The sequence below is a fragment of the Nostoc sp. genome (assembly GCF_036916975.1).
In the GTDB taxonomy this organism is placed as follows: Bacteria; Cyanobacteriota; Cyanobacteriia; order Cyanobacteriales; family Nostocaceae; genus Nostoc.
This window is the reverse complement of sequence record NZ_JBALFF010000084.1, coordinates 1-12,058: the sequence shown is the minus strand read 5'-3', so window position 1 is coordinate 12,058 and position 12,058 is coordinate 1. Positions and strand designations below refer to the sequence as shown.

The following is a 12,058-nucleotide window of genomic DNA, read 5'->3' as shown; positions in this document are numbered from 1 at the left end:
ACAGCACTCTTCATTACAAAACAAAATTTACGAATTACGAATTACGAATTACGAATTACGAATTACGAATTACGAATTAACTGCTCACTCCTCACTTTTAACTAGATAGTTTATGCGTTATTCTCCTATAAGTCGGTTTAAAGGTACTTTACTCGGAGCATTCCTGGGGGAAATTTTAGCGACTGGTGATATACAGTCTCAGAGTTACCTGGATTTGGGCAGAATGGCGGTTCTGGGTACTGAAAGTTTGATTGCGTTGGGTAGATTAGATTTAGATGATTGGATAGCGCGTCAGCAACAAGAATCTCTTCATTTAGCAGCAGTTGATAACATATCGATCAAAATAATTCTTGCAACACTACCAATAGCACTTTTTTTTCACGAAAATTCGATTAAGCTGCGACAAAACTTGCTGCATGTCCTAAAAATCTGGGAAGATGACCCAATAATAAGGGACGGAACGCTAGCAGTAGGATATGCGATCGCTCTTGCTTTAACTGAAAAACTCAACCCCCTAACCCTCATCCCACAAACAATTTTTTTTCTCCAAGAAACACCGACATCAATACCAAAAAAATTATTAACAGTTCAAAGTTTATTAGAGCAAGGGGCGGGATTGTCAAGGGCGCAAGCTGAGTTTGCTAAGGAAGAACAACTCAGTAATACTATTGCTATGGCATTTTACTGCTTTTTAAGTACCTTGGAAGACTTTCGGCTGGCAGTTTTGCGAGCTAATTACAATGGCAATTTCATGCAAGATTCTACACCTATAACCTCACAGGCTACAGGTGTAATTACTGGTGCTTTATCAGGAGCATATAACGGTATAGGTGGAATTCCTGTAAATTGGCAAGTCTTGCTCTTACAGAATAATTCTCCGACATGGGGATTAACTAGCTTTTCCCAAATGTTAAAATTGATCGATGCATTTGTGGCGGTGTGGTCAGGAGTGTATGATATTGGCTTAAATCCAACGGAGTTAACACAAGAGGGATGTGAGGTAGCTTTACTTTCAGTTTACGCAGCTCCTCGCGTTATTCGGTCGCGCTAACAATAATTCGTAATTCGTAATAGAGCCTCCGGCACGCTGCGCGGTTTTCATGCCCAAAGGGCTGTACGTAATTCGTAATTAGCGCCCGCCACGGTAGTTGCAGCAGCCGCAAATCAAATTTCCCTGATGATTGTCTTTTTTTGAGGGATCAAAGTCGGCAATTGCAGGCAGAAATAATGGAAATAAAGCAATTTTTGCAGTTCTTAACCCAGCAATTGACTAACTGGCGGCGACAGTACAAAGGACTACGCCGTAAGGGAAAGTTAATGAGAAGTTCCAAAAGCAAAACCCATAGAAGGGAACTTTTAAGGACTGTGTTTAAGAATGTAATTCTATTTTTATCAAAAACTAACGATAAAAGCGATCGCCGAAGACAAGATAGAGCGCTCCAGTTAAAAACAAAATCGGTCAAAACTAAGAGTACTATTTATAGAGTCTGTTTAGATTGGGTACATGAACAGCGTTCTTTGGTAATTTTAGCGATCGCTCTAGTGTCCCTGACTGGCATCATGGGACATAAATTATACAACCAGACTCAAATTCAAGTAGGAAATCCCGCGCCCCAAACAATTACTGCGCCTTACACAGCTAGCATCGAAGATCATAAAAAAACAGAATCACAGCGCCAAGCCGTTAGTCAAACATCGTTACAAGTGTTGATGGTTGATGCGCGAATGAACGAACAAATCAAGGAAAATTTGCAAAAACTTCTAGATGATGGCAATGAAATTCGCGCCGTTGCTGGAGCAATTCCTTTTTTTAATCCTCTAGTTTTGTCCATCTCTACCCAGCGTTACCTCCGCTCTTGTCCTGATTCGGAATGGCTTGGACTGCTAGTAGCTGTAGAAAATACTAAAAATCACCAAAAGAAAGCAACAGGACGAACCGTCGCCTCATCCGCACCCAATCAGCCACCAACGCCACAGAAGACAAAGCCTGTTGATTTTTCTCAAAACACTGATTTTACTCAAGCAGTAGCAGAACTAGAATTTTACCGCGTCACAACTTCTGAGAAAAACTTATCTTTAGTGATTGCCCAAATTTCCCAAGCACGCCAAAGATACACCCAAGCCACTGCCAAACTTTTACAGTTAGAGACTGTTACCCCAGAACCAGTATACGAGGAATCCCTACTTTTGGATTTGTCAGATGCAGAGTGGGAAATAACCCAAATGGGAATCCATCAGAGTGCAGAGCGGATTCTCACCCAAGGCATCCCACAAGGACTGCCAAAAAATATCTTACAGGATGCGGTGAGTTTACAATTACAGTCCTTTGTACCAGAATCCGCCGAATCTTTGGCAAAGAACCTATTGTTAGCTGTACTCAAGCCGAATCTGCAAAAAGATGAAGAACAAACCAAACAAAACGCTCAAAAGGCTGCTGCTGGGGTGCCACCCGTGATGGTGAAGGTAGGGTATGGTGAGGTGATTGTCAGAAAAGGAGCGCCGATTACTGCATGGAATTTTACGGTGCTGGAGCATTATCACTTGGTTCACCGACAGGTAAAATGGCACGAGTTGGTGAACTTAGCAGGTGTTATTGCGATCGCCATTGGCATTTTTGTCTGGGTAGAACGGCATATTGATTACGAATTGCGACAACGCGATCGCTTGTTGGTGTTATTGCTAACTCTGAGTGTGCCAGCATTGGTAACGATGGGATTGCCTTATACTACCTGGAGCGCCCTTGGTTTATTGTTGGGAAGCTTCTATGGCCCCACTTTGGGGTTGACTGTTGTCGGACTGCTGTTGCCAATATTAGCTATTAGCTTGGATATCAGCAAGGCTGCGCTTTTAGCTGGTGCAGGGGGAGGAATATTAGGTAGTTACATAGCGCAACGATTGCGATCGCGTGAAGAATTGGCATTATTAGGTGTTGCGATCGCTTTAACTCAGGGCAGTATTTATCTGGTTGTTAAAATCTTAATTGGTCAAGCATTTGGTTCAACTTGGTATATTGTCCTCCGAGAAGCCGGATTATTTGCTTTATCCGGTTTAGGCTGGAGTGTTGTCGCTTTAGGGTTGAGTCCTTATCTAGAAAAAGTTTTTGATTTAGTTACCCCAATCCGTTTAGCGGAGTTGGCGAACCCTAACCGCCCTTTATTAAAACGACTTGCTACAGAAACTCCTGGAACTTTTCAACACACGCTGTTTGTCGCTACCCTTGCCGAAGCTGCTGCCAAACAACTAAAATGCAATGTTGAACTAGTCAGGGCTGGGACATTATATCACGATATTGGCAAAATGCATGACCCCCTTGGCTTTATTGAAAATCAAATGGGGGGGCCGAATAAACATGATACAGAGATTAAAGATCCTTGGAAGAGTGCAGAAATTATCAAAAAGCACGTAACTCAAGGGTTGGTGATGGCGCGTAAACACCTTTTACCGAGAGCAATTCAAGCTTTTATTCCAGAGCATCAGGGAACGATGCTGATTGCCTATTTTCATCATCAAGCCCAGCAAATGGCTCAGTCAGATCCAAGTTTAACAGTAGACGAGGCAGATTTTCGCTACGATGGGCCGATTCCCCAATCACGGGAAACCGGAATTGTCATGTTAGCAGATTCTTGCGAAGCGGCACTGCGATCGCTTGAAGCATCAAGTTCAGGTAAGCGTGTGGGAGAGAAGCGATCGCTCAAAGATGTTTCTACAGAACAAGCTTTAACAATGTTAAATAATATTCTGCGTGCCAAATGGCAAGACAATCAACTCGTAGATTCAGGATTAACACGAGAAGAAATGTCAAAAATTGCCCAGATATTTGTAGATGTTTGGCAACAATTTCATCATAAACGGATTGCTTACCCGAAGTTGAAGGCTAATGGCACTGCGCGGAATTCGTAATTAAAAAACTTAGGTTTAACGGAAGCATCCCGTCAGGTGCCATTCCCTTGATAGCCCTCATCCCCTACCCCCAAATCCCATCATTTGGAAGAGGGGGAACTAGAATTATCTTTCCCCTCTCCCAAATATGGGAGAGGGGCTGGGGGTGAGGGAAAAGGAACTCGAAGTTTGCTGCTTGGAACTCAAAATTTGCTGTTTGGAACTCGAAGTTTGATGTTCCGAACTCAAAGTTTGCTGTTCCAAGAGAACTACGCTTGGATAATAAAATCAGATGCCTTGAGAATTGGCGCACCAGTGAGAGTCACAAATAAACCACCACTGCCGAAACCAGCCGTGCTACCATTTTCGTTGTAAAACAACTGCCCACTCACAGGATCGTAGACAATTTTCGCCGTGCTAGTCGCCGCTCCCGAAGTGATTTCAAAATCACTCTCGTTACTAAAACCTGTTCCCGGAACAGAAGTAATTGTATTAAAGGTAGCCTTAGCCAGTACAATCTTGTCACTTTGTGTAGTAGCTGCAAAAAATCCACCGGAGAAACCACTAATACTATCTAGACCAACATCAGCGCTATTAAAAGCAACACCAGTGTTGTAAATGAATCTGTCAACACCCTCACCACCTGTGAGTACGTCATTGCCAGCACCACCGATGAGGGTATCATTGCCAGCATCACCGAAGAGGGTATCATTACCAGTTCCACCCCGCAGCAAATCATTGCCACTATTGCCGTGAATGATGTCATCACCTCCCTGACCATTAATCACATCGCCGGAGTTGTTAAAACCCGTAATGTTATTGTTAAGGTCATTGAGGAATGTAACGGTGTTCGGGTTAAATAAGTTAGTTTGAGTGGAGTTGGCATCGAAAACATCAAAACTGTCAACGATGCCCGTCTGGCTATCAAACAGAATATTGCCAATAGCTGGGCTAGTATCAGATGCTGGTAAATTATTCAAGTTTTCTAACAAAAAGTTTTGTAGAATGATTTTGGTATTGCTTGTATTTTCAAAAGTGACTTCTAGATTGTTGCCATTTTGATTTAATTGCAGATTTGTAGCAGTCAATCCTAATCTACTAAAATCCAAGGTATCAACTTCAGCAATTACTGCCGCTGATGGATTTGAATCAATACCTACGCCGCCAAAGTCGGTTATGGTGTCGATGCCATCGCCTTTTGAGAAGATGAAGTTGTCTCGACCACCATCACCAGTGAGCTTGTCGTTACCAGCTTTGCCCTCAATGATGTTGTTGTTCGGTGTGCCGATGAGGATATCTGCATCAGGCGTACCCGTGATAAATTTCTGGACAAAACCCAAAGTTGTGGTAGCCACTGCACTGGTGTTACTAAAATTTTGCCCGTCATCGACGACAAACTCAATTGTGGTGTTAACAGTGGTAGCTGTACTGTTGTAGGTAACGGTGCTGAGGACTTGTCGATAATTAGCAATGGTATCCGTGCCGCTAAGGGTGAGAGCGCCAATGGTGGGGTTGTAGGTAGCGGTGATGTTGCCGATGGCAGTGGCATTGAGACTTTCGCCTGCGCCATTCAAGAGATTGGTAATGGTGATGGTGGCACCAGCTAGGGTAGTGTTGTTATCGCTTAGAGTGAAGTTTTTATCGATGATGGAGACGGGAGCGCCGCTAAAGGTGGTGCTAAAATCAATACCCTGTGAGTTGCCGTTGAGGTCCAGAACGGGGGCGCGGTTGCCAAACACCACGTAGCTTTGCCCTGAGGTGATGTCGTTGGGGTCGGCAAAGGGTGCCCCGATAATCAGGTCGTCAATACCGTCGCCGTTGATATCTCCGGCACTGCTAACAGAGTAGCCTGAACGGTCATCTGGATTGATGCCGTTGATGGCAAAGCCGTTTGTGCCGTTGAGGGTCGAGAGGTTGAGTTTGGCACTAAAACCCTCCTTGCTGCCAAACACCACGTAAGTTTGCCCTGAAGAACTGCCGTTGGGATCGGCACCATTTGTCCCGATAATTAGGTCATCAATGCCGTCGCCGTTGATATCTCCGGCACTGCTAACAGAGTCGCCCAACAAGCCGTCATCTTTATTAATGCCGTTGATGACGAAGCCGTTAGTGCCGTTGAGGGTGGAAAGGTTGAATTGGGCAGCAAAACCTCCCTTGCTACCAAACACCACGTAGGTTTGCCCTGAATTGTCGCCGTTGGGGTCGGCAAAGGGTGCCCCAATAATCAGGTCGTCAATACCATCGCCGTTGATGTCTCCGGCACTGCTAACAGAGTAGCCTGAACGGTCTTCTGGATTGATGCCATTGATGGCAAAGCCATTTGTGCCGTTGAGGGTGGAGACGTTCAATTGGGCAGCAAGGGGGGTTTTGCTGCCAAACACCACGTAGCTTTGCCCTGAAAAGTCGTTGGCGGAGGCAAAGGGTGCCCCGATAATCAGGTCGTCAATACCGTCGCCGTTGATGTCTCCCGCACTACTAACAGAGTTGCCTAAGGAATCATTTGGATTGATGCCGTTGATGGCAAAGCCGTTAGTGCCGTTGAGGGTGGAAAGGTTCAATTGGGGAGCAAAACTTTTCTTGCTGCCAAACACCACGTAGCTTTGCCCTGAAGAACTGCCGTTGGGGGAGGCAAAGGATGCCCCGATAATCAGGTCGTCAATGCCGTCCCCGTTGATGTCTCCGGCACTGCTAACAGAGTTGCCTAAGGAGTCATTTGGATTGATGCCGTTGATGGTGAAACCCGACGTGCCGTTGAGGGTGGAGAGGTTCAATTGGGGAGCAAAACTTTTCTTGCTGCCAAATACCACGTAACTTTGCCCTGAGGTGATGCCGTTGGGAGAGGCACCATCTGCCCCGATAATCAGGTCGTCTATACCGTCGCCGTTGATGTCTCCGGCATTGCTAACATTGCCTGACAAGTCACCTGCATTGATGCCGTTGATGGCAAAGCCCGACGTGCCGTTGAGGGTGGAGAGGTAGAATTGGGCATCAAAACCCTCCTTGCTGCCAAACACCACGTAGGTTTGCCCTGAGGAGTCGCCGTTGGGATCGGCACCATCTGCCCCGATAATTAGGTCGTCTAGACCGTCGCCGTTGATGTCTCCGGCACTGGTAACCTTACCTGAACGGTCATCTGGGTTGATGCCGTTGATGGCAAAGCCATTTGTGCCGTTGAGGTTAGATAAATTGAAAACTGAATTTACCATGAGTTCGTCCTTTTGTTTTGAGAACTAAAAATTTAAACAATTGAACTTAAAGTCAGAATGACTGTTGACCTTTATAGGCAGTTCTTGCTCTTAGCAGTTCTTGCAGTCCGAGAAAGATTCTGGAATACAAGATGCCATTCGGGTCTCAACCCCCTAAATTTATTTATGCTCAAGGGAAAAATATTTATTTCGAGATGCGTTGCACGAAAAATAATGCGTCTACAGTCTAAGGCTCCTACTTTGAAGTATGGGGTTTCCCCTCTGCTAAGAGCAAGAACTGCCCCCATGCCTCTTGTTGACAGTAAGTGGTCTACATGATAATATATACCATTTTTTGTGTAATTTAATAAACAGGGGTTGATAATGGCGCGTAAATACCTTTTACCGACAGCAATTCAAGCTTTTATTCCAGAGCATCAGGGAACGATGTTAATTGCCTATTTTCATCATCAAGCCCAGCACCAGCAAATGGCTCAGGAAAATCCCACTTTTACAGTAGACGACGCAGATTTTCGCTACGGTAGGCCGATTGCCCAATCACGGGAAACCGGAATTGTCATGTTAGCAGATTCTTGCGAAGCGGCGCTGCGATCGCTCGAAGCATCGGCTAAACCTTTGGAAAAGAAGCGAAGCGATCGCTTAAAGATGTTTCGACTGAACAAGCTTTAACAATGTTAAATAATATTCTGCGTACCAAATGGCAAGACAATCAACTCGTAGATTCAGGATTAACACGAGAAGAAATGTCAAAAATTGCCCAGATATTTGTAGATGTTTGGCAACAATTTCATCACAAACGGATTGCTTATCCGAAGTTGAAGGCTAATGATGTTGCGCGAAATTCGTAATTAAATATTTCTAAAATGCTGAATTTTTATTTTCTAACTTATCAATATTAAAACTCAAATAAATTATTAATAATTAAACAAAAATGGCAATTTTAACTAGTCGTTTACCAGACAAAAAACACAACAAGTTAAAATAATTCGTAATTCGTAATTCGTAATTCGTCAATTTTGTTTTGTAATGGGGATTTAACCCCAACACAAAACTTACCGGTTTTAGAATCGGGGGACTTAAACCCACGGAACTAGTTAAAAGAACTTACTCAAGCCAACAGCATAAGAGGACAGGGATGTAAGTCGCAAACAAATAAGAAACTGGGATAAGCACTGTGTCATCTCTCTCAAATTCTTACTACTACGCCACTTGCTCACCTGAATTTTGAACCGTGATAATAGCAAAAACAAAACCGCCCAGAGGCTGAGGGCGGTTTTACTTTTAACTAGTGTTGAATATTTACTAACCGAAGATTTTTTTCAACCCATAAGCTGCTAGTCCTACAACTGCACCTGCGGCTATAACAGGAGCAGCACCAATAGCTACGGCTGTACCACCTACGGCTAAACCCATGCCCCCTACTGTCGCTGCAACACCCGCGCCTGCTGCTGCGCCTGCTGCTGCATAACCTGCTGCTTCTGCTGGATTCTTGTCATTATTGTTACTCATTATTAATACCCTTAAGTTAACGTATTAATCTTATCTAGTACTAAGCTTGATATTCAACAGTATTCTTCCTGTACTTTTCGTGAATTCTATGTGAACTACGAGAAGACGTACCGAATATCTGGTCAGTGGGCAACTTAGTTGAACTCAATGCCCTTTTAGTAAGTCAAGCTTCATCAATAGGCAGTACATTTCGGGGGCGATCGCCCTTTGTACCATTTAGTCAAGATGCCTCAGATTTTGCAGTAGAAGTAGAATTTCCACCCTTTCTAGCAAGTTCAGCCATCCATTTTTTGGTTCCAAATATTCCATTCATCAAAGCAGGAATACTCAAATCTACATCTAGAGTTTTCCAGTGTAGTCCTTGACCAGAAGGTGTTACCTCCACTTCTGCTAAGTCCTTCACCGAAGCACCTGCTAACCCTTGTCCTATCTCTGAAGGGAACCCAAACATACATTTGTTGGACAAGAAAACTATAATCATTCCTAAATAAGCGTCATAAAAAGCACGAGTAGCCCGTGGTTCAGATGTGGCGATCGCATCTGACTTTGCTCTGGCATTGGCTAGCTTTGACTATAACCACCAAAATGGAACTCATAAAGAACTATTTAAAATTACATCTTGTCATGTAAGTAATTTTGAAGAAAACGGATACTATTCTACAGTCAAACAAGAACTGACGAGAGCCAACAACACGCTAGGAGAAATTCTCAAAAATCCTATTTTGGGAATCTTACCTAAAACTCTTACTAATAGACTCGAATACGCTTTTCCTTCAACTACAGCTTTTTTTGCTAAAACGCCTATTGGTGATATTGCTCAAGTTCATATTCTCTACCCAGAAACAGATAAAATTACCAAGACGTTTATTTTGATGTATGCTAAAGTCGTTAATCCTTTGATGAAATTTCTGTTTAAAAACTCAGTTTTACAAGCAGCAGCTACAGTTATTGAACAGGATACAGGTGCAGTTGAAAGTTTGTATGCTCGGCAAAAACCAAAAGTTAGATTGCCAAATGAAGAGATTATGTTCTATGCAGAAAAACTCTACCGCGAGTGGTAATTTGGATTTGCAAAACCTAACTACCTTTTACAATTAAGTAGATACTGTAGCTAATTACTGCTGGAGGTACTCATATATGCGTCAACTAAAATCCGCCGAAGAAATGCCTGGTAGCTATGGCTTACCCATCTTGGGGGAAACTTGGGAAATATTTCGGAGTTCAGAGTTGTATTTATGGCGACGATTCCAGCAGTATGGTTCAGTTTTTAAGACCAGCGTTATGGGACGTAAACGTGCTTATTTAATAGGCCATGATGCTAATCGGCTGGTGCTGGTGGAACAAGCGGAACACATGTCGTCGCGGATAGGTTGGTATTTTTTAGAATCAACATTTGGCAACAATATTTTATTACAAGATGGGGAAGAACATCGCCTAACTCGTCGCTTAATGTATCCAGCATTTCACGGAAAAGCGATCGCTACATATTTCGACACCATCCAAAATATTGTGCAAGACTTCCTCAAAGATTGGGGACAGAGAACGATTCCTTTAAATTTTAGTTTCCGCCAGCTTACCCTGATGGTTGCTACTCGCCTATTTTTGGGAAGTCAGAATAAGAGCGAAGTTGAGCAAACTAGTAAGTGGTTTACACAACTGCTAGATGGCAGTATGACGATATTAAAAGTGAATGCTCCTTTTACTTTATATGGTCGCGGTCAAAATGCTAGGGGTAAGTTAGTGGCTTTCTTGCGTCAAGCGATCATCCAACGTATCGAGCAAGGTAACTTAGAAGAATCAAAAGATGTTTTGGGATTGCTGCTAGCAGCTGTTGATGAAGACGGCAATAAATTGAGCGAAGCACAGATAATCAACGAGGCATTGCTACTGCTGTTTGCTGGACACGAGACAACAGCCTCCTTGCTCAGTTGGGTAATATTTGAATTAGGTAATCATCCAGAATGGCGAGAACGACTGCGCCAAGAACAATTAGCAGTTGTGGGAAATAATCCCCTTAATCTGTCTCATCTCAAACAATTTCCAGATTTAACCAACGTCTTAAAAGAAGTAGAACGGCTTTATCCGTCGGTGTATGCCTATAATCGTGGCCTTCTTAAGGATATTGAGTATGGAGGTTATCGCATCCCAGCCGGTTGGTTTGTGACTATCTCGCCGATGTTGACTCACCGTCTACCAGAACTGTATACCGATCCCGATCGCTTCGACCCCGATCGCTTTGCACCACCTCGTGAAGAAGATAAAAAACATCCTTTAGCACTAATGGGTTTTGGTTATGGTTCGCACAGATGTTTAGGTATGGAATTTGCTCAAATGGAAATGAAAATCGTGCTTTCTACAGTGCTTCGCCATTATGACTGGACAGTAAAACCAGATTATTCTGCGATCGCTCCAATTTGTCAGCCGTCTAAAGTTAAAGATACTCTAGAAGCATATATTGAACCTTTGCTGATAAAGCATCACTTCAAAAGTCAAACATAAATCTTTGATGAAACAAATCGATTTTCCGCATTTAGCATAAAGTCGTAGTATTTAGAAAATCAGACTGCCACTTTTCAGGCTTTTGGCAAATTGATGGTTAACCTAGTGCTAGGCTACAGTTAGCAAGTTTGAAAGGCAACTATGACTGCCCTGATTCTAAACCTTAGCCCCACCATTGAACTAACAGATGAGCAGTTCTTCCAACTGTGTCAAAATAATCGAGATTTGCGACTTGAGCGCACCGCAGAGGGAGAATTGATTATCATGCCACCAACTGGATGGGAAAGCGGAAATCGTAATAGTAGATTGACACAGCGCTTAGGTAATTGGGCTGACGCTGATGGCACAGGACTGGCTTTTGACTCTTCTACAGGTTTCAAACTCCCTAATGGTGCAAATCGCTCTCCCGATGCGTCTTGGGTGAGCCGTAAGCGATTAGAAGCCTTGAATCCAGACCCCGACAGATTCCTACCACTCGCTCCAGATTTTGCGGTAGAATTACGCTCTGCTTCAGACAGCTTAAAGACTGTGCAACAAAAAATGCAGGAGTATATTGACAACGGTGTACGTTTAGGTTGGCTGATTGACCCGCAGAACCAACAGGTAGAAATTTACCGCCCAGGACAGGAAGTTGAGGTTTTGCGTAGGCGTAGCCCCTTGGAGACATCGCCTACTAGCTTATCAGGAGAAGATGTATTGCCTGGATTTGTGCTGGATTTGACGCAGATTTTGAGTTAAGCGGCTCTTTCAAAATTCCAATTTTTGCATCATTAAAGATAGTTTTTGAGTTACTAAGTAAGTGGGTGCAAATAATCATCACTCGCTCGTAGTTGCGCTTTAGCGCATCCGGATAAAGATGCGCTAAAGCGCAACTACGAGCCCAATACAGAGATTTTACTTTTCGTTACATAGTTTGGGTTTATCTTGCCTACCTACTTAGTCACCCAGCGAGTAATAAATTAGAT

8 protein-coding genes and 1 pseudogene are annotated in these 12,058 nt (G+C 43.5%); 6 read left to right on the top strand and 3 right to left on the bottom strand.

Features of this window, described 5'->3' with window-relative positions:
- Positions 1 to 112: 112 nt before the first annotated feature.
- Both V7K73_RS21955 and V7K73_RS21950 read left to right on the top strand, forming a co-directional pair.
- Positions 113 to 1,051 carry an ADP-ribosylglycohydrolase family protein gene (locus V7K73_RS21955; RefSeq protein ID WP_334883023.1) on the top strand — a complete coding sequence of 313 codons (939 nt, stop codon included), beginning with the start codon at positions 113 to 115 and terminating at the stop codon, positions 1,049 to 1,051.
- A gap of 176 nt (positions 1,052 to 1,227) precedes the next feature.
- The gene (locus V7K73_RS21950) at positions 1,228 to 3,900 is read left to right on the top strand and encodes an HD family phosphohydrolase (RefSeq protein WP_334883021.1); all 2,673 of its coding nucleotides are present in this window, start codon (positions 1,228 to 1,230) and stop codon (positions 3,898 to 3,900) included.
- A 248-nt stretch (positions 3,901 to 4,148) separates the two neighbouring features.
- On the opposite strand, the gene V7K73_RS21945 is transcribed toward V7K73_RS21950, so the two are convergent.
- Positions 4,149 to 7,085, bottom strand: coding sequence for a beta strand repeat-containing protein (locus V7K73_RS21945; RefSeq protein WP_334883019.1), 2,937 nt, complete (start codon positions 7,083 to 7,085; stop codon positions 4,149 to 4,151).
- A 351-nt stretch (positions 7,086 to 7,436) separates the two neighbouring features.
- On the opposite strand from V7K73_RS21945, the pseudogene V7K73_RS21940 reads away from it, so the two are divergent.
- Positions 7,437 to 7,933, top strand: a pseudogene (locus V7K73_RS21940) (phosphohydrolase); the annotation flags it as partial.
- A gap of 454 nt (positions 7,934 to 8,387) precedes the next feature.
- Here V7K73_RS21940 and V7K73_RS21935 read toward each other — a convergent pair.
- Both V7K73_RS21935 and V7K73_RS21930 read right to left on the bottom strand, forming a co-directional pair.
- The gene (locus V7K73_RS21935; RefSeq protein WP_190894403.1) at positions 8,388 to 8,594 is read right to left on the bottom strand and encodes a hypothetical protein; all 207 of its coding nucleotides are present in this window, start codon (positions 8,592 to 8,594) and stop codon (positions 8,388 to 8,390) included.
- A 220-nt stretch (positions 8,595 to 8,814) separates the two neighbouring features.
- On the bottom strand, positions 8,815 to 9,129 hold the full coding sequence (locus tag V7K73_RS21930; RefSeq protein WP_334883049.1) for a DUF2442 domain-containing protein: 315 nt from the start codon (positions 9,127 to 9,129) through the stop codon (positions 8,815 to 8,817).
- Here V7K73_RS21930 and V7K73_RS21925 point away from each other — a divergent pair.
- From V7K73_RS21925 to V7K73_RS21915, 3 genes are all read left to right on the top strand, one after another.
- Entirely contained in the window at positions 9,122 to 9,655 is a 534-nt protein-coding gene (locus V7K73_RS21925; protein WP_334883016.1) for a hypothetical protein, read from the top strand. The genes V7K73_RS21930 and V7K73_RS21925 overlap by 8 nt on opposite strands.
- Before the next feature lie 76 nt (positions 9,656 to 9,731).
- Complete coding sequence (locus tag V7K73_RS21920; RefSeq protein ID WP_334883014.1) at positions 9,732 to 11,093, top strand: cytochrome P450; 1,362 nt, start codon at positions 9,732 to 9,734, stop codon at positions 11,091 to 11,093.
- Positions 11,094 to 11,234: 141 nt separating this feature from the next.
- Complete coding sequence (locus V7K73_RS21915) at positions 11,235 to 11,831, top strand: Uma2 family endonuclease (protein WP_334883012.1); 597 nt, start codon at positions 11,235 to 11,237, stop codon at positions 11,829 to 11,831.
- The last annotated feature ends 227 nt before the right edge of the window (positions 11,832 to 12,058 follow it).